At 70.9% G+C, this 23,677-nt stretch carries 22 protein-coding genes; 9 read left to right on the top strand and 13 right to left on the bottom strand.

Translation table 11 applies throughout. The annotated features are described in order from the left end of the window. Positions 1 to 92: 92 nt before the first annotated feature. From LGR69_RS25530 to LGR69_RS25510, 5 genes are all read right to left on the bottom strand, one after another. Complete coding sequence (locus LGR69_RS25530) at positions 93 to 1,712, bottom strand: ABC transporter substrate-binding protein (RefSeq protein ID WP_230367765.1); 1,620 nt, start codon at positions 1,710 to 1,712, stop codon at positions 93 to 95. 131 nt (positions 1,713 to 1,843) lie between these two features. Beyond that, the gene (locus tag LGR69_RS25525; RefSeq protein ID WP_122162168.1) at positions 1,844 to 2,905 is read right to left on the bottom strand and encodes an MBL fold metallo-hydrolase; all 1,062 of its coding nucleotides are present in this window, start codon (positions 2,903 to 2,905) and stop codon (positions 1,844 to 1,846) included. 76 nt (positions 2,906 to 2,981) lie between these two features. Continuing rightward, positions 2,982 to 3,218, bottom strand: a complete 237-nt coding sequence (locus LGR69_RS25520) for a DUF6894 family protein (protein WP_007568781.1) — start codon at positions 3,216 to 3,218, stop codon at positions 2,982 to 2,984. Positions 3,219 to 3,324: 106 nt separating this feature from the next. Then, positions 3,325 to 4,446: an aromatic ring-hydroxylating oxygenase subunit alpha gene (locus LGR69_RS25515; RefSeq protein ID WP_230367764.1), complete on the bottom strand. Its 1,122-nt coding sequence runs from the start codon at positions 4,444 to 4,446 to the stop codon at positions 3,325 to 3,327. Between the two features lie 307 nt (positions 4,447 to 4,753). Next, positions 4,754 to 5,383 carry an ATPase gene (locus LGR69_RS25510; RefSeq protein WP_230367763.1) on the bottom strand — a complete coding sequence of 210 codons (630 nt, stop codon included), beginning with the start codon at positions 5,381 to 5,383 and terminating at the stop codon, positions 4,754 to 4,756. 295 nt (positions 5,384 to 5,678) lie between these two features. On the opposite strand from LGR69_RS25510, the gene LGR69_RS25505 reads away from it, so the two are divergent. Genes LGR69_RS25505 through rimM form a run of 5 tightly spaced genes read left to right on the top strand, consistent with a single transcriptional unit; the run spans position 5,679 to position 8,903 of the window. After that, positions 5,679 to 5,906, top strand: a complete 228-nt coding sequence (locus LGR69_RS25505; RefSeq protein ID WP_007568778.1) for a hypothetical protein — start codon at positions 5,679 to 5,681, stop codon at positions 5,904 to 5,906. A gap of 18 nt (positions 5,907 to 5,924) precedes the next feature. Next, the gene (gene ffh, locus LGR69_RS25500) at positions 5,925 to 7,496 is read left to right on the top strand and encodes a signal recognition particle protein (RefSeq protein WP_230367762.1); all 1,572 of its coding nucleotides are present in this window, start codon (positions 5,925 to 5,927) and stop codon (positions 7,494 to 7,496) included. Further along, the gene (locus LGR69_RS25495; RefSeq protein WP_007559474.1) at positions 7,493 to 7,828 is read left to right on the top strand and encodes a chorismate mutase; all 336 of its coding nucleotides are present in this window, start codon (positions 7,493 to 7,495) and stop codon (positions 7,826 to 7,828) included. The genes ffh and LGR69_RS25495 overlap by 4 nt, the downstream gene beginning before the upstream one ends. A 4-nt stretch (positions 7,829 to 7,832) precedes the next feature. Continuing rightward, positions 7,833 to 8,195 (top strand): 30S ribosomal protein S16, encoded by a 363-nt coding sequence (gene rpsP, locus LGR69_RS25490; protein ID WP_007559476.1) that lies wholly within the window; start codon positions 7,833 to 7,835, stop codon positions 8,193 to 8,195. Positions 8,196 to 8,207: 12 nt separating this feature from the next. Continuing rightward, positions 8,208 to 8,903, top strand: coding sequence for a ribosome maturation factor RimM (gene rimM / locus LGR69_RS25485; RefSeq protein WP_007559478.1), 696 nt, complete (start codon positions 8,208 to 8,210; stop codon positions 8,901 to 8,903). 34 nt (positions 8,904 to 8,937) lie between these two features. Here rimM and LGR69_RS25480 read toward each other — a convergent pair whose 3' ends face one another. Continuing rightward, on the bottom strand, positions 8,938 to 9,858 hold the full coding sequence (locus LGR69_RS25480; protein WP_230367761.1) for a LysR family transcriptional regulator: 921 nt from the start codon (positions 9,856 to 9,858) through the stop codon (positions 8,938 to 8,940). A gap of 91 nt (positions 9,859 to 9,949) precedes the next feature. On the opposite strand from LGR69_RS25480, the gene LGR69_RS25475 reads away from it, so the two are divergent. Next, positions 9,950 to 10,756 carry an NAD(P)H-dependent oxidoreductase gene (locus LGR69_RS25475; protein ID WP_230367760.1) on the top strand — a complete coding sequence of 269 codons (807 nt, stop codon included), beginning with the start codon at positions 9,950 to 9,952 and terminating at the stop codon, positions 10,754 to 10,756. A gap of 16 nt (positions 10,757 to 10,772) precedes the next feature. On the opposite strand, the gene LGR69_RS25470 is transcribed toward LGR69_RS25475, so the two are convergent. Next, positions 10,773 to 11,492, bottom strand: a complete 720-nt coding sequence (locus LGR69_RS25470; protein WP_230367759.1) for a class I SAM-dependent methyltransferase — start codon at positions 11,490 to 11,492, stop codon at positions 10,773 to 10,775. A gap of 75 nt (positions 11,493 to 11,567) precedes the next feature. On the opposite strand from LGR69_RS25470, the gene trmD reads away from it, so the two are divergent. Then, a complete protein-coding gene (trmD, locus tag LGR69_RS25465) occupies positions 11,568 to 12,296 on the top strand; it encodes a tRNA (guanosine(37)-N1)-methyltransferase TrmD (protein ID WP_230367758.1) in 729 nt (242 codons plus the stop codon). Here the strand turns inward: trmD and LGR69_RS25460 are convergent. Continuing rightward, the gene (locus tag LGR69_RS25460) at positions 12,254 to 12,433 is read right to left on the bottom strand and encodes a hypothetical protein (protein ID WP_007559489.1); all 180 of its coding nucleotides are present in this window, start codon (positions 12,431 to 12,433) and stop codon (positions 12,254 to 12,256) included. The two genes, trmD and LGR69_RS25460, sit on opposite strands and share 43 nt — an antisense overlap. 212 nt (positions 12,434 to 12,645) lie before the next feature. Between LGR69_RS25460 and LGR69_RS25455 the strand changes: the two genes are divergently transcribed. After that, complete coding sequence (locus LGR69_RS25455) at positions 12,646 to 13,812, top strand: phosphoserine transaminase (RefSeq protein WP_230367757.1); 1,167 nt, start codon at positions 12,646 to 12,648, stop codon at positions 13,810 to 13,812. 323 nt (positions 13,813 to 14,135) lie between these two features. On the opposite strand, the gene LGR69_RS25450 is transcribed toward LGR69_RS25455, so the two are convergent. The 3 genes from LGR69_RS25450 to tesB all read right to left on the bottom strand — a co-directional run bounded on the left by LGR69_RS25450 (position 14,136) and on the right by tesB (position 17,487). Then, positions 14,136 to 15,647, bottom strand: coding sequence for an ammonium transporter (locus LGR69_RS25450; RefSeq protein WP_230367756.1), 1,512 nt, complete (start codon positions 15,645 to 15,647; stop codon positions 14,136 to 14,138). Between the two features lie 66 nt (positions 15,648 to 15,713). Then, the gene (locus LGR69_RS25445) at positions 15,714 to 16,052 is read right to left on the bottom strand and encodes a P-II family nitrogen regulator (protein ID WP_092036434.1); all 339 of its coding nucleotides are present in this window, start codon (positions 16,050 to 16,052) and stop codon (positions 15,714 to 15,716) included. Between the two features lie 535 nt (positions 16,053 to 16,587). Beyond that, positions 16,588 to 17,487: an acyl-CoA thioesterase II gene (gene tesB / locus LGR69_RS25440; RefSeq protein ID WP_091858526.1), complete on the bottom strand. Its 900-nt coding sequence runs from the start codon at positions 17,485 to 17,487 to the stop codon at positions 16,588 to 16,590. A 95-nt stretch (positions 17,488 to 17,582) separates the two neighbouring features. Here tesB and LGR69_RS25435 point away from each other — a divergent pair, with 95 nt between their 5' ends. Next, complete coding sequence (locus LGR69_RS25435) at positions 17,583 to 18,854, top strand: FAD-dependent monooxygenase (protein WP_230367755.1); 1,272 nt, start codon at positions 17,583 to 17,585, stop codon at positions 18,852 to 18,854. A 1-nt stretch (position 18,855) separates the two neighbouring features. Here LGR69_RS25435 and LGR69_RS25430 read toward each other — a convergent pair whose 3' ends face one another. Next, positions 18,856 to 20,382, bottom strand: a complete 1,527-nt coding sequence (locus tag LGR69_RS25430) for a glycosyltransferase family 2 protein (RefSeq protein WP_230367754.1) — start codon at positions 20,380 to 20,382, stop codon at positions 18,856 to 18,858. A gap of 19 nt (positions 20,383 to 20,401) precedes the next feature. Continuing rightward, positions 20,402 to 23,509 (bottom strand): rhamnan synthesis F family protein, encoded by a 3,108-nt coding sequence (locus LGR69_RS25425; protein ID WP_230367753.1) that lies wholly within the window; start codon positions 23,507 to 23,509, stop codon positions 20,402 to 20,404. Between the last annotated feature and the right edge of the window lie 168 nt (positions 23,510 to 23,677).

The following is a 23,677-nucleotide window of genomic DNA, read 5'->3' as shown; positions in this document are numbered from 1 at the left end:
CCTTCGTGCGTTGGGGTCCCAACACAGTCTCGCGACGATCGTTCCTGATTCGCCCAGGCTTTCCCCGAACCTCCGCATGGATTGAGGCGGTCTCAGGCCAGCATCGAGAGATCCTGAAACCAGTGCTGAGCCTGCACGTAGTCCTTCACCCGCGGCGACAAGGCGTGGGGATTGGTGTCGTGGACCACCCAGACCTGCACCGCGTCGTCGACGATGATTTCATGGATGCGGGCCAGCAGTTTGTTCTGCTCATCCGGATCCAGGCTCGCCTTCACCTTGTCGCAGAGCGCATCGACCTCCGGGTTGCGGTAATGGCTCCAGTTCACGCCGCCCGGGGCGATCTGCTTCGAATCGTAGAAGCGCAGGATCGCGTAGAACGGGTCCGAGGTGACGTAGGCGATGTTGCCGGCGGTGATGCCCTTGAGGCTGGGATCCGCGGCGCCCTGGCGCCAGGCCGTGTAGGCCACCTCCAGTTCCACGGTCTTGAACTCGACCTGGATGCCGATCTCGGCCCAGCTCTGCTGGACGAATTCGTTGATCGGCAGGGACAGCATCTGCCCGGTGCCGCCGGTGGGAATCATGATCGTCGCCTTCACCGGGTTCTGCACCGAGAAGCCGGCCTCCTGCACGAGCTTGCGCGCCTGATCGACGTCGGTCTTGATCTGGAAACTGGGCTTGCCGAACCACGGGCTCGAGGCCTGCATCTGACCGGCCGCCGGCTGGGCGAGACCGCCCAGAAGCTGGACGACGCCCTCGCGATCGATGGCGAGGTTGGCGGCCTTGCGCAGGCGCAGGTCCCGCCAGGGGGAGCCCTCCAGCATCGACAGGTGGTAATTCCAGACATGCGGGGTGTCGTTGCCGACGACGCGGATTCCGGACGCCTTCAGGCGGGGCACCGCGTCCGGGGCCGGCGCCTCGATCAGGTCGACATTGCCGGAGAGCAGCGCGTTCACCCGGGCGAGATCCTCGGGCACGCAGGTCAGCGTCAGCTTGGCGAGCTTCGGCACCCGCTTCGGGTTCCAGTAGCCGGCATTCGGCAGGAGCTCGAGGCGGACCCGGGGGACCAGCTGACCCATCTTGAACGGGCCGGTGCCCGAGGGCTGGAACGCGAACTTCGCCCAGTCACGCCCGACCGCCTCGTATTGCGCCGGCGAGGAGATCAGGAACCACAGCATCTGATAGGGGAACAGGCTGTCGGGATTCTTCGTGGTCACCTGGACGGTCTTGGCGTCGAGCTTCCGGTAGCTCGCGACACCCGGCAGCCTCGGCCGGACCTGGGCGGCCTGCCGCTGATCGAAATGCGGCGCCTCCTTGTTGAGGACCTTGTCGAAGTTCCAAATCACCGCGTCGGCATCGAAGGCCGAGCCGTCATGGAATGTCACGCCTTCGCGCAGGTGGAAGATCCAGACCTTCGGATCCGCCTTGTCGACCTCCCAGGACGCGGCGAGGCCGGGGATCATCGTGCCGGGCCGGTCGGCGATGCCGAGATCCCAGGCGACCAGGGGATCGTAGAGCGTCAGGCCGGTGAACTGGTAGCCGCCGGCGCCCCGGTCCGGCTGACCGGTGGTGAGCGGCAGGTCGGTCATCGAGATGCCGTAGGTCAGGCTGCCGGCACTTCCGCCCTGGGCGCCGGCCCGGCCGACCGTGCCCAGGGCCGCCAGGGCCGCGCCCCCGGCCATCAGCGCGCGGCGTGTCGGCTTGATCGAGTCCATCGTGTCTCTCGGCAGTAGGGGACGCGCTGCCGGTCAGCGCCGCCCCCTTCGTCGAGAGGCACCGCGCGCAGGCTGCATACGGCATCTTGCATGCATCGTGCCCAACGCCGCGGCCGCCGGTATTCCGACCCTCAGCCGGCCCAGACCTGTCCGGGCCTCAGGGCCAGGAACCGCTCGGGGGCGATGCCCTGCGCCTCCAGCGCCGCCGTCAGCGCCTCTACGGGCCGCTCGATCCCCTCGTCGGTGAGCTGGAACGTGCCCCAATGGTGGCCGAGCGCCTGGTCGGCCCCGAGCAGCGCGAAGGCCTCGACCGCCTCGGCCGGGTTCACGTGCTGGGCCTGCATGAACCAGCGCGGCTCGTAGGCGCCGATCGGCAGGGTCGCGAGCCGGGGCGCGCCGAACCGGGCGCGGATGTCGCGGAAGAGGCCGCCATCGCCGAAGCCGGTATCGCCCACATGGTAATGGACGCCCTGGGCCGCGGTGAGCACGAAGGCGCACCACAGGGCCATGCGCCGGTCCTGCACGCCGCGGGCGGACCAGTGATTGGCAGGGGTCAGGTGGACGGTCAGGCCGTCGCCGAGATCCACCGACTCGCCCCAGTCGCGGGTCTCGACATGCATCGTGTCGTCGTAGTTGCGCAGGATCGTGTCGTTGCCGAGCGGCGCGACGATCAGCGGTTGGTGGGCCTGCCAGATCCGGGCGAGGCTCGGCCCATCGAGATGGTCGTAGTGGTTGTGGGTGATCAGGACCGCATCGATCGGCGGCAGGTCGCCGAACGCGATCCCCGGCGGGTTGACCCGCTTCGGGCCGGCGAAGCGGACCGGGCTGGCCCGCTTGGCGAAGACCGGATCGATCAGGATGTTGCGGCCGGCGACCTGGACGAGATAGCTCGCGTGGCCGATCAGCACGACGCGCAGCGCGCCGCTGCGCTCGGGCGGCCGGTCAGCGGGGAACGGGCTCGGATAGCTCTTGGGCCAGGGCTCGCGCTGCCGCTTGGCCTGCCAGCGCAGCACGTCCGGCAGCGACTTGTCGGTGGCTTGGTCCGGCAGGAAGAACCGCAGCCCGTCGAAATGGTCGGATTTCGGACCGCGATAATACGGGTTCTTGCCCCGGCGGTGGGCGGCATAGCCGACGCCGCCGAGCGTCATCACCGTGGCCGCACTCGCGACCGTGAGCAGGCTGCGCCGTTTCATGGAGGGGAGATGGCCGGCCCGGCGCCGTGGTCAAGCTCTCCCGGCCGCGACGGGGAGCCTCAGGGTCGTCTCGGCCTCACTCGACGGCTTCCGCCGCGAGCGACAGGCGCGCACGAAACACCACCTTGCCAACCGTGTCGCGCACGCAGGCGACGTAGTCCTGGCGCTCCACGTCGGGCAGCATGTCGCGGGCGATCGCCGACATGATCCGGGTGACCTTGGCGCGTGCGGCCGGCAGGTCCGGGAGGTCGAAACCGACCTCGTCGCGGACTGGCTGGGAACCGTCATGGAGGTCGATGAAGTAGCGGGGCATCGGCGCGCGGCGTCTCGAGGAATACTAATTCGCCGATATCCGTACGCAAATTATAGTTAATGATGCGTTAACCGCCCCGAATAGTGATCTATACCGGCTCTACAAATCACGAGCGCCAGCGCAGTTCGCGCTGTTCCAGCGGATTCACGAACGGGCGTCCGGCCCGGGCCGATTCCAGGGCCTCGCGCTTGAGCCGGAAATACCATTGCGAGGGCAGATCGCCCTGGCCGAACAGCACCATGGTCGGCTTGCGGTCGAGGCCGTCCTGGGCGTGCTGGAGCACCTGCTGGTCCTGGGTGAGGAACTGCCGCATCAGCGGTCGGGCGACGGGCTTGAGCAGGTTCAGCGCCGGCATGCTCCAGTAGAGGGCATTGGTGAGCAGGGTGCGATCCGGCGTGAGCGGGGTCGCGAAGGTGTAGTTGGCCACGCGCTTCGCGCCGGCGCGGATCCGCTCCAGCCGGACCCCGGGCAGGCGGAACTCGATCTCGACCTCCGGCACGCCGCCGAGCAGGCGGTAGACCGGCGCGCTGGTCGTGGTGGCGTGGCTCGTCATGACGAAGCCGTGCGGCACCGGCTGGAAGGTCTTCACCTTCTCGCGCAGCTGCTTCGAGGGGCGGAACCACCAGCTGTCATGCACGAAGGCGACGTGGCCGGGATCGACGAGGCTCAACGTCGTGAGGTCGTAGGAGGCCTCGACCACGAGCTCGACGACGAGCGACCCCGCCGGCTCGAAATCCAGCTCCGGCACCGCGGGCACCGCGCCGGAAGCAGGGCCGAGATGCGGGTTCACCCAGAGGAACCCCGCGCTCTCGCGGACGGGGAAGCGCTGCACCTGGATGCGGGAGAAATCGGCGGCGTCGTGCTCGGAGAGGGTCGGAACGTCGCGGCAGCGCCCATCCGTGCCGAAGCGCCAGCCGTGGAACGGGCACATCAGCGTGTCGCCGTCGAACCGGCCCTTGGACAGGGCCATGCCGCGGTGCGGGCAGCGGTCGCGCAGGGCGAACGGCGTTCCGTCGGGAGCGCGGCCCAGCACGATCTGCTCGCCGTTCAGCTCGACGGCCCGAAGCCCCGTGCGCCCGAGGCTGCGGGACTGGCCGACGCAGTACCACGCGTTGCCGAGCGGCTGGCGCATGGCCTCGGGATCGAGGGCGGCATCCTCGGCGGGACGCGGCAGGGACGTGACGGGAGCGGTCAAGGGTTTTCGGGCTGGCCTCGGTGCGCCCGTCATACGCCCGGCAGCCCGGGGGCGGAAGCGGCCTTCCCGGGGAGGACAAACGGGCGCAGCCGCGGGGCTTCACAAGCGGCCGTGAGCCACCTACCTTCGCTTCACCCGCAACGAACGAAAGGAGGTGATCCAGTGTCTCATTGTCATCAGCCGTCAGCCTCGGCTTACCGGACCTGGACCGTCGCCTCCGGCGCGTCGCTCTAAGACGCGTCAGAGCCCCGATTTCGGGACAGTTCCGCCGGACATGACGGTTCGGCAATGGAAGGGCCACCCTCACGGGTGGCCCTTCGGCTTTTCGGGACCTGAATTTTCAGCGCTTCGGCGACTGGAACAGCGGCTGCGCCAGGGCCTCGGTCCGCGCCCGCCACAGATCGCGCTCCTCGCGCAGGGCATCGCGCTCGGCCGCGATGGCGTGGCGCTCGGCCCGCAAGGCATCGCGCTCGGCGACGGCCCGGTCGCGCTCGATCCGCATATGCTCGCGCTCCTGCCGGAACCGCTCGCGCTCGCTCCGGAACTCCTCGCGCTCGGCGCGAACCTCCTCCTGCTCGGCGCGCAGATCCTCGATCGAGCCGATCTCCTCGCGGATATGCTCGCGCAGGGTCCGGATCTCCTCGGCCAGGATCGCCTGCAGCTCGTCCTGGCGGTCGGCCTCCAGGCGCAGCTTGGCCTTGAGCATGAGGTTCTCGGCCATCAGCTCGGACACATCGGCGTCCTCCGAGGCCGCCCGGGGACCGTCCGGCGGGGAGACGAGCCGGGGCGACCAGGCCGCCTCGGCACCCCGGGGCGTCCTGGCATCGGGCTGGGCCTCCTGCGGCCGCGCGTCGCCGCGCGGCTCGGCCGGGCTATGGGTCTTCATCGTCGCGAGCCAGTCCCGCAGCGGACCGGGGGCGGCGCGGCTGCCGGCCTCGTGCGGCGGAATGGTGCGGGCGGGTTCCGACATCGGCGGTCGTCCTGAACGGGTGCTGCCGGATCAGAGACCAAACATGCTTAACGATCCGTAAAAGTTAATGGGCGGTCTCAACCCTGGGGTGGTTCGCGGACGAGGACACCGAAAATTGACTTTTGCGGCCGCTGCCGCTACCCCCCGCGCTTCCGATCCGTAGCAGATCGCGACGACACGAAGCCGACCGGTCCCCGAGGCCGGAGGTCAACGCCCGACAGCGCGTCCGCGCCCTCGGGCGCGATCTGTGTTGGGTCGATCCGCTTCGCCGGACTCCGCCGGTCGAGGCCTCCGCATGCCCCAAGATGCCGTGACTCCAGCCGCATTGAACATTGCGGACGCGATCAACGAGACCTGCCCCTGGTCGGGCAAGCCGATTTCGGCCGACTCGCTGACGCTCTATAACGGCGCCGTCGTCGGCTTCTGCAATCCGGAATGCCGGGACAAGTTCGCGAGCGCCGTGCGCAGCTTCGAGGCCGCCCTCCAGGCGCGCCGCGTCGAGCGCGCCGGCCTCGAGCAGTAAGCGCGGGTCCGAAAAACCATGTTCGAAGGCCTGTCCGACCGCCTCTCCGGCATCCTCTCTGGGCTCACCCGCCGGGGCGCCCTGACGGAAGCCGACGTCACCGCGGCGATGCGCGAGGTCCGCCGCGCCCTGCTGGAAGCCGACGTCGCCCTGGAGGTCGTGCGCGGCTTCACCGACCGGGTGAAGGAGAAGGCGGTCGGCGCCGTCGTGCTCAAGTCGGTCACTCCCGGCCAGATGGTCGTCAAGATCGTCAACGACGAGCTGGTGGCGATGCTCGGCACGGATGCCGAGGTGATCGACCTCAACGCCCCCGCCCCGGTGCCGATCCTGATGGTCGGCCTCCAGGGCTCGGGCAAGACCACCACCACCGCCAAGATCGCCCGGCGCCTGTCGGAGCGTGAGAAGCGGAAGGTGCTGCTCGTCTCGCTCGACACCCGTCGCCCGGCCGCCATGGAGCAGCTCGCGGTGCTGGCCAAGCAGGTCGGCGTCGAGAGCCTGCCGATCGTGGCCGGCCAGTCGGCGGTGCAGATCGCCAAGCGCGCCATGGAGGCGGCCCGGCTCGGCGGCTTCGACGTTGTGATGCTCGACACCGCCGGCCGCACCACGGTCGACGAGGCCCTGATGGTCGAGGCGGCCGAGGTGAAGGCCGCGACCCGGCCCCACGAGGTGCTGCTGGTCGCCGACGCGCTGACCGGCCAGGACGCCGTCAACACCGCCCGCGCCTTCGACGAGCGGCTCGGCGTCTCCGGCATCGTGCTGACCCGCATGGACGGCGATTCCCGCGGCGGTGCGGCGCTCTCGATGCGGGCCGTCACCGGCAAGCCGATCAAGCTCGTCGGCACCGGCGAGAAGGTCGACGCGCTGGAGGAGTTCCACCCGGCCCGCGTCGCCAACCGCATCCTCGGCATGGGCGACATCGTCTCCCTGGTCGAGAAGGCCGCCGAGACCATCGACCACGAGCAGGCGCTCCGCACCGCGGAGAAGATGCGCAAGGGCAAGTTCGATCTCGAGGACTTGTCCATGCAGCTCGCCCAGATGGAGAAGATGGGCGGCATCGGCGGCCTGATGGGCATGCTGCCCGGCATGGGCGCGATCAAGAAGCAGGTCGAGGGCGCCAACCTCGACGAGAAGATGTTCAAGCGCCAGCGGGCGATCATCTCGTCGATGACCCCGCAGGAGCGCAAGAACCCGGACCTGCTGAAGAATTCCCGCAAGAAGCGCATCGCGGCGGGCTCGGGGGTCGACGTCTCGGAGATCAACAAGCTCCTGAAGATGCACCGGACCATGGCCGACATGATGAAGGCGATGGGCTCCGGGAAACGCGGCATCGGCCAGGCGCTCGGCTCGATGTTCGGGCTCGGCGGCGGCGGCATGGGTGGTGGCATGGGCGGCCTTCCGCCCGGTATGCCCGAGCCGACGCCCGAGCAGATCGCGCAGATCGAGAAGCAGTTCGGCGGCAAGCTGCCGCCGATGCCGCCGGGCCTCGGCGGGGGCGGGCTGGGCGGGATGCCGAAGATGCCGGGGCTTCCCGGCCTCGGCGGCCCGAAGCTGCCCGGTCTCGGTGGCTTCATGCCGGGGAAGAAGAAATGAGCGTGCTGGCGGCCCAAGCGGTCGATCCCGAACTCGCCCGCCTGCGCGACAGCATCGACAATTTCGATGCGGCGCTGATCCACCTGCTCGCCGAGCGCTTCCGCTGCACGCAGCGGGTCGGCGAGCTCAAGGCCCGAAAGGGGATCCCCCCTTCCGATCCGGACCGGGAGGCCCGTCAGGTCGCCCGGCTCCGCAAGCTCGCGGTCGAGGCCAAGCTCGACCCCGATTTCGCCGAGAAGTTCCTGGCCTTCGTGGTCAAGGAAGTCATCCGGCACCACCAGACGATCGCGGCGACGCACGAGTCGGCGATCGACAACGAGAGAAAGTCCTAAGACAATGGCCCTGAAGATCCGTCTCACGCGCGGTGGCGCCAAGAAGCGTCCGTACTACCGCATCGTCGTCGCCGACGCCCGCGCCCCCCGCGATGGCCGCTTCATCGACAAGGTCGGCGCCTACGACCCGATGAAGGCCAAGGACGACCCGGCCCGGATCCAGCTCGACGCCGAGAAGATCCAGGGCTGGCTCGCCAAGGGCGCGCAGCCGACCGACCGGGTCCTGCGCTTCCTCGATCAGGCCGGCCTGGCCAAGCGCCCGACGCGCAACAACCCGCAGAAGGCCGAGCCGGGCGAGAAGGCCAAGGAGCGCGCGACCAAGCGTGCCGAGAAGGCCGCGGCGCCCGCCGAGGACGCCGCCGCGTAAGGCGGCTGCGCCATGGCGCGCCGCCCCGCAGGTTCATTCTCCCGCGACGGCGGTCGCCGCGGCCGCGCCGGCACGGCTATCGGCGCCATCGCGCCGGAAGCCGCAACCTCGCCCAAGGCGCCGGCCCCCAAGCCGGCGGCTCCGCCCGTGCCGCCCGACCCGAACCTCGTCCTGCTGGGCGAGTTCGGGCGGGCGCATGGGCTGAACGGCGAGATCCGGCTCAAATCCTACACCGGCGATCCCCTGGCGATCGCCGGCTACGGCCCGCTCCTGACCTCGGACGGGCGTACGCTGACCTTGTCCGGGGTGCGCACCGCCCCCGGCTCATCTCCCGACATGCTGATCGCCCGGGTCAAGGATATCGGCGGCCGCAACGCCGCCGAGGCGCTCAACCGGGTCGCCCTGTTCATCCCCCGGGACCGTCTGGCGGAGCCCGAGGATGACGACGAGGTCTACGCCGCCGACCTAGTCGGCGCCACCGCGGTTGACGAGGCCGGGACCGTCGTCGGCACGATCGTCGCGGTTCCGAATTACGGCGGCGGCGACCTCCTCGAACTCCGCCCCGCCGCGGGTGGCGCCACCGCGCTCCTGCCGTTCACCAAGGCGTTCGTGCCGGTGCTGGATCTCCCGCAGCGGCGGGTGACCGTCGTGCTGCCGGACGATTTCTTCGCGCCGGTGGGCGATAAGCCCGCCGACGAGCCGGACTGACAGCCGCATGCCGACCCTGGCGTGAACCGCCGGCTCACGGTCTGTCGAGGCCGGGCAGCTCGGCCAAAGCGGCCGCCAGGGCATCGACCACCAGGCGGACGCGCTTGATGCGGATGCGGCTGGGCACGACCAGGATCGAGAGCGGGACGGGCTCGGGCGCGTGGTCCGGCAGGACTTGTTCGATCGCGCCCGCCGCCAGGAGATCGTCGACGAGCCAGACATGGGCGGCCGCGATCCCGCGCCCCTGCGCCAGGGCTTCGCGCGCGGCCAGGCCGTGATCGACCAGCAGGCGGCCGCCCACGGGAATGCGCGCCGTGGCGCCGTCCGGCCCGTGCAGGCACAGCGTATCGCTGCCGGCGACGTTGCTCATGCGGATCGCCAAATGCCGCGACAGGTCGGCCGGATGCTGCGGCCGGCCGTGATCCGCGAGATAGCCCCGCGACGCCACCAGGATCCGGCGGGAGCGGCCGATGGCCTTGCGCTGCAGGCTGCTCTCCGCCAACGGCCCCAACCGGATCGCGACATCCGTCGCCTCGCGCACGAGGTCGATCCGCTCATCGGTCAGGCTTAGATCGATGCTGATCCCCGGATAGCGGTCCTGGAGCACGAACAGCGCCCGGCAGACATGGCGCACGCCCAACGCAGCCGTGCAGGACACGCGCACGGTCCCGGTCAGACCACCCCCGGCGTTCCGGACCCCGTCCGTCGCCTCGTCCACCAGCCGCAGGATGGTGCGCGCCTCCGCGTGGAAGCGCCGTCCTTCGTCGGTCAGGGTGAGGCGCCGCGTGGTCCGGTTCAGCAGGCTCGCCCCCAGGGCGGCCTCGAGCTCGGCCACGTGCCGGCTGACGGTCGATTGCCCGACGCCCTCCTCCCGCGCCACCGCGGACAGGCTGCCGCGCTCGACCACGCGAACGAAGCTGCGCATCCGCTCCAGCGTGACGCTCGATCTATCCATGGCGCGGAACAATCCTATCCCGCCCTGCCGTCTACCGGATGGATCGGCGGCCGCCTAGCTTCGCGGCTCCCTCCCCCCGTGAGCCCGCACCATGAAGATCCTCGTCGTCTCAGCCCATCCCGATCCGGCCTCGCTGACGAACGCGTTGCGCGGCGTGGCGGTGGAGCAATTGGAAGCGGACGGACACGAGGTCCGCGTCACCGACCTCTACGCCGCGGGCTGGAAGAGTGCCGTCGATCGGACCGATTTCCCGGCCCTGCCGGAAGCGGCGCGCCTGCGGGTCCCGGCCGCGTCCAGCGCGGCCTTCACCACCGGGACCCTGACCGACGACGTCACGGCCGAACAGGCCAAGCTGCTCTGGGCGGACGCGCTGATCCTGGTGTTCCCCCTGTGGTGGTTCTCCATGCCGGCGATCCTGAAAGGCTGGGTCGACCGGGTCTACGCCTACGGGTTCGCCTACGGCGTGGGCGCACACAACGAGACCCGCTGGGGCGACCGCTACGGCGAGGGCACGCTCGCCGGAAAGCGCGCGATGCTGGTGGTGACGGCCGGCGGCTGGGAGACGCATTACGGCCCCCGAGGAATCAACGGGCCGATCGACGACCTGCTGTTCCCGATCCAGCACGGGGTGCTGTTCTACCCGGGCTACGCCGTGCTCCCGCCGTTTGTCGTCTACCGGGCCGACGGCCTGACCGAGAGCGGATTCGCGGCCACGGCGGAGGGCCTGCGGGCCCGGATGCGCACCCTGTTCAGCACGGCCCCCATCCCGTTCCGACGGCAGAACGGCGGCGATTACGCGATCCCGTCCATGGCGTTGCGCCCGGATCTCGCTCCGCATCGCACCGGTTTCGCGGCCCATCTGGACACGGCGCAGCCGAGCACCGGCGGCGCGCCCTGAACGCGCGCCGAACCGTTCAGCGGGCCGTCGCGGTATCCCGGCAGGGGCGGATCGCCTCCGGTCGCGGGCGGTCCTCCGGGGCGGGGGCCGCGAACACCGCCAGATAGGCGCCGCCCTTCAGCGGATGAAAGCCGGTCTCGCGGTAGCCCGCGGCGGCAAGCTCGCATCGCAGGAGCGCCGGCGGGGTGCCGTGCCGCGACGGGATGTCGTCGGCATCGACGATGCCGACCCGACCGCCGGGCCGCATCGCCGGGGCGAGATTGTGCAGCAGGCCGAAGGGCTGGGCGATCTCGTGATACATGTGCACGAGGATCGCGGCATCGACGGAGGCCGCGGGCAGGCGCGGGTCGTGGGCCTCGCCGCGCACCACGGTGACGTTGTCGAGGCCCTTCACCCGCCGCTCCAGGCTCGCCAGGTAGGCAGGGGTGACGTCCTCGGCCAGGACCTTGCCGCCGGGCCCGACCCGCGGGCTCAGACGGGTCACGTAGTAGCCGCTGCCGGCGCCGATATCGGCCACGGTCTCGCCCGGAGCGATGCCCATCCCGCGGGCGACCGCGTCGAACTCGCCGGCCTTGTCCCGCGCGGCCTCCGAGGACCATTGCGGCGCCACGATCTCGGCCACCGGCCGGTCGGGCTTCGGGAACGCGCTCGCGGGCGCGCCCGGAGGCGCCAGCGGCTCCGCCGCGAGGGCCGGTCCCGCCAGCAGGGCGGTGAGGAGGAGGATGTGCCGGATCATCGCCGACAACCCGCCGCGGGGTCGAACGGTGCCCGGGCCGTTGACCGTGCCGCACCCCGCGCGCGATCAAGCGCCATGACGCGCGCGGAAACGCCCTGGCGGGCCACGATCCTCACCCTCTACCCGGAGATGTTCCCGGGGCCGCTCGGCGTGTCCCTGTCGGGCGACGCCCTCGCCCGGGGCGACTGGAGCCTGGAGGCCCGCAACATCCGCGAGCACGGGCTCGGCCGCCACCGGGCGGTGGACGACACGCCGGCCGGGGGCGGGGCCGGGATGGTGCTGCGCTGCGACGTGCTCGCCGCCGCCATCGATGCCGCCGCCGGGCCGGACGACCCGCGGCCGCGGCTGCTGATGTCGCCGCGCGGAAAGCCGCTGAGCCAGGCCCGGGTGCGGGAGCTCGCCGCCGGGCCGGGGGCGCTGATCGTCTGCGGCCGGTTCGAGGGGGTGGACGAGCGGGTGATCGCCGGCCGCGGCCTGGAGGAGGTCTCGATCGGCGATTACGTGCTCTCCGGGGGCGAGATCGCCGCCCTGGTGGTGCTCGATGCCTGCGTCCGGCTCCTGCCCGGGGTGATGGGCAAGGCGGAATCGGGGATCGAGGAGAGTTTCGAGGGCGGGCTCCTCGAATATCCGCACTACACCCGGCCGCGGGACTGGGAGGGGCGGGCGATCCCGGAGGTGCTGTCGGGCGGCAATCACGGGGCGATCGCCCGGTGGCGGCGGGCGGAGGCGGAGCGCATCACCGCCGAGCGGCGGCCCGACCTTCAGGCCGGTTCCAGGTCGATCACCGGCCCGTCGACATCGTAATCCACCGGATCGAGCCGCAGCGGCTGCGGGATCGGACGGTCGAGGCGTCCGGGAAAGCGGGTGCGGGAGGCCGCGGCCAGGATCACGGCAAGCAACAGGAACCAGATCGCCACGAACGCGGCGCTGTCGACAGACATCGGCGTACCTCGAACGCAACTCGGCACGCCGTCGAACCTAGCCGCGCAGGCTTAATCGACTGTTCCGTCCCTTCGGCGGATCTGTCCCGCCCCGGGTGCGGCCCGTCGCAGGCTCTTCGCATTGTCTTGCCAGCCAGCGGGTTTCGGCGCATCCCCGGCCCGGGACACTCCTCCCCGTCGAGGAGCGCCCATCTGCAAGGATGGATCCGACGATGAGCCGACCCGACAGGCGCCCGCGCGTTCCCCATTTCTCGTCCGGCCCCTGCGCCAAGCGTCCGGGCTGGACGCCGTCGGCCCTGGCCGACGCCGCGCTCGGCCGCTCGCACCGCTCCGCGATCGGCAAGGCCAAGCTCGGCCGGGCGATCGACCTGACGCGGTCCGTGCTGCAGGTGCCCGACGCGTACCGGATCGGCATCGTGCCGGCCTCCGATACCGGCGCCGTCGAGATGGCGATGTGGACCCTACTGGGCCCGCGGCCCGTGGAGGTCGCTGCCTGGGAGGCGTTCGGCAAGGAGTGGGTCACCGACGCGCTCAAGCAGCTCAAGATCGCGCCCAGGATCCACCAGACGCCCTACGGCGTGCTGCCGGACCTCGCGGCGATCGACACCCGGAACAGCGACGTGGTCTTCACCTGGAACGGCACCGCCGCCGGGGTGAAGGTGCCGGACGGCGACTGGATCGCCGCCGACCGCGCCGGCCTCACGATCTGCGACGCCACCTCGGCGGCCTTCGCGCAGCCGCTGCCCTGGGACAAGCTCGATGTCGTCACCTTCTCCTGGCAGAAGGTGATGGGCGGCGAGGCGGCGCACGGCATGCTGGTGCTCTCGCCCCGGGCGGTCGAGCGGCTGGAGAGCCACGTTCCGGCCTGGCCGCTGCCGAAGGTGTTCCGGCTCACCAAGGACGGCAAGCTGATCGAGGGCATCTTCAAGGGCGACACGATCAACACGCCCTCGATGCTCGCCGTGGAGGATTACCTCGACACCCTGGACTGGGCGGTGCGGATCGGCGGCCTGCCGGCGCTCCACGCCCAGGCCGACGCCAACGCCCGCGTGATCTACGACTGGGTCGCCCGGACCCCGTGGATCGCGCCGCTGGCGGTCGACCCCGCGACCTACTCGAACACCGGCGTCTGCCTGGTGATCGCCGACCCGGACGTGCTCGCCCGCGGCGACGCGGCGGTGGCGGCGCTCGCCTCGGGCATCGTCGCGCGCCTCGACCGCGAGGGCGTCGCCCTCGACATCGGCGCCTACCGCGACGCCCCGGCGGGCCTGCGGATCTGGTGCGGTGCCACCGTCGAGACCGCCGATCTCGAGGCGCTGACGCCGTGGCTGGACTGGGCGTTCGCCGAGGAGAAGGCGGCGCTGAGCCGGGCGGCGTAGCGCTTCACCGCCCCCACCGCCGCACTTTGAAGTGGAGGCGAAGGCGCGCTTCGAAGGAGCTCTTCTTCGAGGCCCGCGCTGCATCGCTTCAGGATGAGCGGGAGCGAGCGAAACATCCCTCGGGATAAACGCTGCGCTCCCGTCATTGCGAGCGGAGCGAAGCAACCCAGTGCTGCGCGCGATCCCCGGATGTGGCGTGTCCCTGGGCTGCTTCGTTCCATCCGCAATGACGGCGTGAGCGGAAAAACGAAAAACCCCGGCCCTTACGGAGCCGGGGTTTTCCATGTCCGCGGCGCGGCCCCGGAGGGACGCGCCGGTCGCTCTCAGTAGTTGTAGGCACGCTCGCCGTGATCGGCGATGTCGAGGCCCTCGCGCTCCTCTTCCTGGGTCACCCGCAGGCCGATCGTCAGGTCGACGAGCTTGTAGAGGATCGCCGAGCCGATGCCCGACCACAGCAGGGTGAGGCCGACCGCTTCCGCCTGGACGATGAGCTGGCTCATCATGTCGTAGGCGCCCACGGCCAGCTCGCCCGGCTTCGAGGTGTAGTCGGGGATGCCGACGCCGCCGAGATTCGGGTCGACCAGGATGCCGGTCGCCAGGGCGCCCAGGATGCCGCCGACGCAGTGCACGCCGAACACGTCGAGCGAGTCGTCGTAGCCGAGCGCGTTCTTCACGGAGGAGCACATCACGAAGCAGACCACGCCGGCCACCAGGCCGAGCACGATCGAGCCCATCGGGCCGGCGAAGCCCGAGGCCGGGGTGACGGCCACGAGGCCGGCCACCGCGCCCGAGAGCATGCCGAGCAGCGACGGCTTGCCCTTGAGCGCCCACTCGGCGAACAGCCAGGCCACCGCGGCGGCGCAGGTCGCCACGAAGGTGTTGAGCATCGCCAGCGCGGCGGTGCCGTTGGCCTCGAGGTTCGAGCCGGCGTTGAAGCCGAACCAGCCGACCCACAGCAGCGAGGCGCCGATCATGGTCATGGTCAGCGAGTGCGGGGCGAGCAGGTCGCGGCCGTAGCCGATGCGCTTGCCCATGATCAGGCAGCCGACGAAGCCGGCGATGCCCGCGTTGATGTGCACCACGGTGCCGCCGGCGAAGTCGAGGGCGCCCTTCTGGAAGAGGAAGCCCGCATCCTTGTTGACCGCGTCGAGGGCCGCCTGGGCGGTCGCCTTCGAGGCGTCGTCGGTGGCGGCGGCCAGCACCTTGGCGGCGTTGCCGACCGCATCCGGGCCGCCCCAGTACCAGACCATGTGGGCCATCGGGAAATAGATCAGCGTGACCCAGAGGATCGTGAACACCACCAGGGCAGAGAACTTCATCCGCTCGGCGAAGGCGCCGACGATCAGCGCCGGGGTGATCATCGCGAAGGTCATCTGGAAGCACAGATAGACGTATTCGGGGATCACGACGCCGTTCGAGAAGGTCGCCACCGTCGAGTTGGCGTCGATGCCCTTCAGGAACGCCTTGGACAGGCCGCCGACGAAGTCGTTGATGCCGCCGCCATTGGTGAAGGCGAGGCTGTAGCCATAGAACACCCAGAGCAGGCCGACGATCGAGACGATCGCGAAGACCTGGGTCAGGACCGAGAGCATGTTCTTGGTGCGCACGAGGCCGCCGTAGAACAGGGCCAGGCCCGGCACGCTCATCATCAGCACCAGCGCCGAGGAGATCAGCATCCAGGCGGTGTCGCCCTTGTTGGGCAGCGGCACGGCCGTGGCGGCCGGCGCCGCGGAGGCGGCTTCCGGCGCCGGGGTCTGCGCCAGGGACGGCTCGATCAGGAGGGCGGCGAGCGCCGCGCCTCCCAAGCCGAGCATCAGGGCATTACGGACTTTCATGGACAGGTGGCTCCGGTCACGATTCGTTGCGCGTTGCGTAAAGGTTGAAGCTGTCGGCGGGCCGGCTCAGAGGGCGTCGGCGTCGGTCTCGCCGGTCCGGATGCGCACCGCCTTCTCGAGGGGCAGCACGAAGATCTTGCCGTCGCCGATCTGGCCGGTGCGCGCCGCACCCGCGATGGCGTCGATGACGCTGGAGGTCAGGTCGGAGGCGACCGCGACCTCGATCTTGAGCTTGGGCAGGAAGCTCACGGCGTATTCCGCGCCCCGGTAGATCTCGGTGTGGCCCTTCTGGCGGCCGTAGCCCTTCACTTCCGTCACCGTCAGCCCGTGGACGCCGATGCCGGTGAGCGCGTCGCGCACCTCCTCCAGCTTGAACGGCTTGATGATGGCCATCACGATCTTCATGGGCGGCGCCCCCTTACCGAGTCCCTGGGAACCGATGCCGTCGCCCGATCCACGCGGCGACCCATCGGGCCGCCCGTCGAGCCGGGCTGGCCCGCGGTTGAGCGGGGCTATTCAAGGACTATGCCATCCCGCCGGAACCGGGAACTTTTCGCGCAGGGCCCGTTATGCCCAGGAAATAACCGGATCGGGCGAAGCCTTGGGCATGCGGCGCGGCGTAGGTGCCCAGGCAGCGCGCAAACGACCGAAAAATAGGCACTCCGCGGCGGTGCAATTCTGCAACGCACGTCGGACAAGGCATTCTAATCCGGGGGCGATGAGCGATATCGTCGACCGCAGGGTCTGAGGGAACGCCATCGCATTCTGCACCTACCCCGCCTTTCCGCGGCCGCGAAGCGGAGCCCGGGATCCAGGTGCTTGCCCTGGCATGGTCGGCGGCTCTGGATCCCGGGCTCGCCTTCGGCGCCCCGGGATGACGGTGCGGGTCAGCCCGCCGACGCCGCGCGGATCGGATGAGGAGCCGTTCCGCGCCGTGACCTCATCCCCCGTGCGGCCGAATCAGGCCCTCCTGCGCCACCGAGGCGACGAGGTTGCCGGCGCGGTCGAAGATCTGGCCGCGGGCAAAGCCACGGGCGCCGCCGGCGGCCGGGCTGTCCTGGGCGTAGAGCAGCCAGTCGTCGACCCGGACGGGGCGGTGGAACCAGAGGGCGTGGTCGAGGCTCGCCGCCTGGATGTTCGGATCGAACACCGAGCTGGCATGCGGGATCAGCGACACGTCGAGCAGGGTCATGTCGGACGCGTAGGCCAGCACCGCCCGGTGCAGGGCCGGATCGTCCGGCAGGGCCGAGGCCGCCCGCAGCCAGACGTTGAAGACCGGCTCCGGCGGGGCCCCGTCCTTGCGGCGGGCGATGTAGCGGTCGAGATCGACGGGGCGCAGCTCGATCGGGCGCTCCCGGCCGAAATAGGCGGCGACCGCCTCGGGCATGCCGGTGGCGCCGGAGGCCGCCAGCGCCTTGCCGTCGAGGAGGCCGTCCGGCCCCGCGACATCCGGCATCGCCGGCTGGTGCTCGAACCCGCCCTCGGAGACCTGGTAGGATATCGTGGTGGCGAAGATCGCCCGGCCGTGCTGGATCGCCTTGACCCGCCGCGTGGTGAAGCTGCGGCCGTCGCGGATGCGCTCGACCTCGTAGACGATCGGCGCGCGGGGATCGCCGGGGAGCATGAAATAGGCGTGCAGCGAATGGGCCGGCCGGTCGTCCGGCACCGTGCGGGTGGCGGCCACCAGGGCCTGGGCCACCACCTGGCCGCCGAAAACCCGGCGCCAGCCGGTCTTGGGGTTCTGGCCGCGGAACAGGTCGACCTCGAGGCGCTCGAGGTCGAGGATGGCGATGAGCTCGGCGACCGCGTCGGTCATCGCGTCGGTGGTAGCGTCGGTCATGAGTCGCGGGGTTTCCGTTCGTCGTCCAAACGCGACATAGGCCTTTCGGGCGGAGCGATCCACGCGCTCGGCCCCCAGATCGGAGATCCGTGACGATGACGGCCCAGACGCCCCGCCCCGGCAGCCGCAGCCTCCTGATCGCAGGCGGCGGCCTTGCCAGCCTCGCCCTGGCCTTCGCGCTCAAGCAAGCCCACGGGCCGGCGCTCGCGGTGACCGTGATCGACCCCCACGGCGCCGATCCTGCCCGGCACCGCGGCCGTGCCTACGCGCTGGCGGCGGGCGGACGGCGGATGCTGACGCAGCTCGGGCTGTGGGACGGGATCGCGGCCGCCGCCGAGCCGATCGCCGAGATGGTGATCTCCGACAGCCGAATCGCCGACCCGGTGCGGCCGGTCTTCCTGACCTTCGGGCGGGAGGAGGAGGACCAGCCCGACCGGGCGGTGGGCGAGCCCTTCGCCCACATGGTCGAGGCCGAGCCCCTGGCGCGGACGCTCTCCGAGGCCTGCCGGGACGCGGGCGTCGAGATCGTCACCGGGGGCGTGGTGCGGGCGGTGCCGGAGGGCGCGGCGATCCGGGTGGAGCTGACCACCGGCGTGAGCCTCAAGGCCGACCTGCTGGTGGCCGCCGACGGGGCGCGCTCGCGGCTGCGCGAGGCGGCGCGGATCGGCTGGGTCGGCTGGTCCTATCCGCAGGTCGGGATCGTGGCCACGATCGGGCATGCTCGGCCGCACCGGGGCCGTGCCTTCGAGCACTTCCTGCCGGCCGGCCCCTTCGCGATCCTGCCCCTGCGAGACGGCGGCTCCCTCGGCCACCGCTCCTCGATCGTCTGGACCGAGCGCGCCGACGAGGCCGACGCGCTGCTCTCGGGCGAGCCCGACGAGGTGCTGGCCGAGATCGAGCGCCGGTTCACCCTCGACCTGGGTAAGCTGACCCTGGAGCACGGCCCGAGCCGGCATCCGCTGGCCTTCGGCATCGCCCGGGCGTTCCGGGCCGAACGCCTGGCGCTGCTGGGGGATTCGGCGCACGTCATCCACCCGATCGCCGGGCAGGGCCTCAATCTCGGCCTGGCCGACGCTGCGGCGCTGGCCGAGGCGGTGACCGGCGCCCTGCGTCTCGGCCTCGATCCCGGCAGCCCGGACGTCCTGCGGGCCTACGAGCGCGCCCGCCGGTTCGACAGCTTCGCCATGGCGGCGGCGACCGACGGGCTGAACCGGCTGTTCTCCAACGACGCCCTGCCGCTGCGGCTCGCCCGCGATCTCGGCCTCGGGATCGTCGACCGGCTGCCCGGCCTCAAGCGGTTCTTCATCGGCGAGGCCGCGGCCTCCCGGGGCACCCGGCCCCGGCTGATGCGCGGCGAGGCGCTGTGACTCAGGCGGGCCGGCGCTCGCTCACCCAGCGGGCCGCGTCGGCCCGGGGGGCGACCACGTCGGTGTCGGTGCGCAGCTGCGGGCTGTAGGCCGGGTCGTCGGTGAGGACGTCGTGCCAGCGGCGCAGGAAGCGCGAGATCTGCGAGCCCGGGGCGAAGCTGGTCTGCCGGGAGGCGCTCTCGTGGTGCGCCATCTCGGCGAATGGCGTGTAGACGATGCGGTAGCCGAGCATCCGCAGCTTGAAGCACAGGTCGACGTCGTTGAAGTCGAGGGCGAAGCTCTCGTCGAAGCCGTCCACCGCCTCCAGCACCGCCTTGCGGGTGGCGAACAGGGCGCCGGTCACCGACGAGCAGTCGCGCTGCGCCAGCGCCCAGTCGCCGTAGGTCGGCTCGGCCGCGTCGCGGTTGTACCAGGGATGGGCGCAGACATCGAAGATGCCGCCGAACATGCCGGCATGCTGGATCTTGCCGCTCGGGAACAGCAGCCGCCCGCCGACGCCGCCGACGCCGCGGTCGAGCGCGAAGGTCAGGAGCGCCTCGATCCAGCCGGGGCGGCGCACCACGAGGTCGTCGTTCATCAGGATGACGAGGTCGGTCTCGGCGGCGCGCCAGAGGGTGTTCATCTTGGCCGCGTAGTTGAACGGCGCGCCCTCGGGCCGCGTGGTGAGCAGGCGCGTCACCGCGAACCGGTCGGAGCGGCCCCGGTAGATCGCGTCGTCCGCCTTGTCGTCGCCGATCAGCACCCGGATCCGGTCGGCCGGGTAGCTGCTGCGGTCGAGGCTGTCGAGCAGGTTGACGATGTGGGGCTTTGCCCCGTCGACCGCGCGCCCATCCTCGCCCCGGGGCCGGCTCTGGTTGGTCGGCACCACCAGGGTCACGGGCGGGCGCGCATCCAGGCTGCGGCGGATCTCCAGCGTGTCCGGGGTCAGGCCGGGGGCGGTGCGCAGGGGGGAGCCCGAGCCCTGGAACCAGCGGTCGAGCACGTCGGCCCGGGCGGCGCGCTTCGCCTTCGGGCGGGCGAGCGGCGAGGCGATCAGCGTCTGCGGGATCCGGTCGATGCCGATGCCCGCCGCGATCGCGTCGAGCAGCAGCCGGAACCAGGCGGCGTTGCCGGTGCGCCGGCCGAAATCCGGGGTCAGGCTCGCCAGGGCCGAGACGCGGATCACCAGCGGGAAGCCGATGTAATCGTCGGCCATGAGCAGGGCCGGGTTGAAGGCCGGCTTGCAATGGACGCTGCGGACCTGGCCCGCGCCGTCCACCACGGCGTCGTCGCCGTAGAAGATGCCGATATCCGGCCGCTCGGCCATCGCGGCGAGGATCGGTTCGAACAGGTCCGGATGCAGCTCGGACGCTGCCGGGGCCACGAACACCGCCCGGCAGGCGGGAAGCGCGCCGGCGGCGACCTGACCGAGCTTGCGCTCGTCGATCGGGTGGAAGCGCTCGTCGAGGGGCAGCGGCAGGAGCGCGTCCGGCCAGGCGCGCGCGCTCCACGAGGCCGACGGGGCCGGGACCGGTTTCTTGTTCAGCACGGATCGCGTCTCCCGGGCGTCAAATGCGTTCGGCTGCGAGGAGCCGGCTGACGCTCGCCTCCATGGCGGCGGCCACCGCGCCGATCGACAGGCGCTCGCGGATCCGGGCGCGGGCGGCGGCGCCGATCCGCGCGGCGTCGCCGCTGTTCACCGCCCGGGCGGCGTCGGTGAGCGCGCGGGCGAGGTCGGCCTCGTCCACCTGGCCCCATTCGGCGCCGCGCAGATACGGCCCATAGGTCTGGTCCAGGGCGGCGATCTCGGCCTTCACCGGGAAGCCGCAGGTGGCGTCGAGGAAGTCGCGGCTGCCGCCGTAATCGGTGGCGACCACGACCTTGCCCATCTCCATCGCCTCGGCGATCGTCAGGCCGAAGCCTTCCGAGGAATGTGACGAGGCGTAGACCGCGCAGAGCTCGAACAGGGCGCCGAGCTCGTTCTGGGAGAGCGGCTGGTCGACCATCACCACGTCGCCGGTCTTGCCGACGAGGTCGAGCAGCTTCTTGCCCTCGTCGGGCAGGTCGAACACGTGCTTGGTCTTGAGCACGAGCTGCCAGCCGGATTGCGCCAGCCCCGCGGCCCGGAACGCCCGGATCAGCGCGTGCGGGTTCTTGCGGGCGAGGTAGCTCGACCCGTCGAAGGCGTAGAGAATGATCTTCTTGGCCGGGTCGATGGAGAACGTCTTGCGCAGGTTGGCCTTGGCGGCCGCGCTCGCCGGCTCGCCGGGCTCGTTCTCGACCACGTAGGGCACGACATCGACCGGGATGTCGGTGATCTGGCGGAAGATCGCGGCGCAGAACTCGGTGGGCGCCCAGATCGCGTCGAGGCCGTCCACGGTGGGCAGCCAGCCCCCGGGCACGTGCGAGGTCTCCCAGACGAACAGCCCGATCTTGAGCCGGGCGCTCGCGGCGATGTCGAGCTGCCGCGCGCTCATCAGCGAGTGCCAGCTGTCGCCGTTGAAATGCACCAGGGCGACGTCCGGCGCCCCCGAGAAGGTCCGGGCCTGCCAGCCCGGCCCGACCCGGGCATGGACGTGGAACGACCGCTCCATCGGATGCACGTTCAAGGCGAAGGGCGCCCGGTGCAGCGCCCGCACGTAGCTGCGCGCCGCGACGCCCAGCCCGTTGGCGTAGTTCATCGGCGAGACGTAGGAGACCCGCAGCGGCCGCTCCGGTGCCTGGGGCCTGCGCAGGTCGGCCCAGATCTTGGGGCCGGGATAGGTGAAGGTCTGGTCGAGCCGGTCGAGGTCGAAGCCGCGCTCCTCGATCGCCGGGCGCACCGCCGCGCCGCCGATCGCGGCGTGCTCGCCCAGAAGCGAGCGCTTCACGAACGGGAAGCCCTGGCTGAGCATGTTCTCCCAGTCGAAAAGGGTGCGGTTGTTGCGCGGGTCGTTGACTAGCGTCATGTGCTTGTTCTGGGCCGAGAACAGGCTGCGCATCCCGAGCCCGGCAGCCCGCATCCGCCCGGAGAAGGTCAGCTCGTACTCGGTGATGACGCTGTTCTTGTCCGGCCAGTTCGCCACCGACTGGATGAAGTGGTTAAACGCGTAGGAGGACAGGCAGCGCTTCTTCAGGGCAAGGAAGAAGCTCTGCAGGTGGTGACTGTAGTAGAAGTTGTCGGCGAGCCCGATCACCGCCTCCGGGTAGGACTCGATCTTCGCCAGCAGCCCGGCGAAGTCGCCGCTGTCGAGGGGCCCGACCAGGCTGTCGTTGGCGAGATACAGGGTCTCGGAATCGAGCAGGTCGTCGTCCTCCAGGAGGACATGCGCCCAGGCCGCGAAATCGAAGCCCGTGTTCTCGCGCAGGTAGGCCGAGGCGCACAGGTTCAGGATCGCCTCCGGCACCACGGTCTTGTGCTGGTCGGCCGCGACGATCAGCACGATGTCGATGCCGTTCTCGGCAAACGCCCGCAGGTAGGGCTCGACATGGCCGCGGATGCGCCCCTCCGGCGCGTGGGTGATGAACAGGGCCGTGCGGCCGTGCCGGCGCGGCTCCCGCTTCAGGCAGGACAGGCGGGCATCCGCGGCCTCGGGCACCGCGGCGCCGGCGACCCGGCGGGTCAGGCGCCCCGCCTCCAGCCCGGTCGTGACGTAGTCGACCAGGGGATTGAGGCCGAGCGCGGCGACCTTCGGGTAGCGGGCGAGGTACCAGGGCGCGTCGAAGCGCGGCGACGGGCTCGTGCGCCGGCCGTTGTCGGCCAGGAAATGCGCGAGCGGGTTCGCCTCGGTCTCGTCGTCGGCGAGGTAGGTCTTCGTGTACCAGCGCGTGTCGAACCAGGGGCCGGGATCCAGCCCCTCGCGGGCGCCGTGCTCCAGGAAATGCACCAGCGGGTTGAGGCTGTCGGCGCGCACCGCCGCCGATTGCGCCGCATACCAGTCGGGATCGAACAGGGGATGCGGGGCGTAGCGGCGATAGCCGCCGGCCATCACGTAATGCTCCAGGGGCTCGAGCCCGCTGGTCTCGGCTTCGGGGCAGCGCCCGCGATAGAACTCGGCGTCGAAGATCCCGGAGCGGCGGATCAGGTCGACATGCCGCGACAGCCCGGCGAATTCCTCGGGATTGCGCAGGTAGCCCTGCTTCCGGCCGGTCTCGTAGTAATGCGCCAGCGCGATGCCGCCCGCTTCCCGGGCATCCGGGTAGCGCGACCGGTACCAGGCGGAATCGAACAGCGGCGACGGGTCGGTGTCGGGGCTCTTCACGAAGTGGAAGAACGCCCGGGCGCGGGCGTCGGCACCGCCGAGATAGCGCTCCGCGTACCAGTCGGGGTCGAACAGCGGGTTTGGGGCGATGCCGGCATCGGCGCCGCGCTCGACATAGTGGATCAGCGGGTTCACGCCCTCGGCGCGCAGGCCCGGGACGGCGTCGAGATAGCGGTCGCCGTGGAACAAGGGCGACGGCCAGCGGCCCTCGCGCCCGCCATGGACCGCGTAGTGGACGACCGGGTCGATCCCCTCGCCGACCACGTCGGGATAGCGCCTGGCGTACCAGGCCGGATCGAACAGGCCGGAGGCCTTCACGGCCGCCACGAGATCCGCCTGGCGGGGCTCGTTCGTCCGCCGCCGCTTCAGGCGCCGGGCCAGCGGGCGCGTGAGGGACCGCGCGGGCCCGGCGACGAACACATCTCGAAGGCGCATGGTGTGTACCGGATACGCGGGAGGCCCGCTGTGCTGCCTACGCCGCAATCCGCGAGAGACATCAGGAGGTTCAGCCGGCCGCCCCGGCTCGCGCGCCTTCCTAATGGTCCGGCCGGCCCGCGCCAAGGGCCGTGTCGCGGGGCCGCCGCGCGGCGGCGTGAAACCCCG

This window comes from Methylobacterium brachiatum (assembly GCF_020523825.1).
GTDB lineage: Bacteria > Pseudomonadota > Alphaproteobacteria > Rhizobiales > Beijerinckiaceae > Methylobacterium > Methylobacterium brachiatum.
The sequence above is the reverse complement of the archived record's forward strand: the minus strand, read 5'-3'. Positions and strand labels throughout refer to the sequence as shown.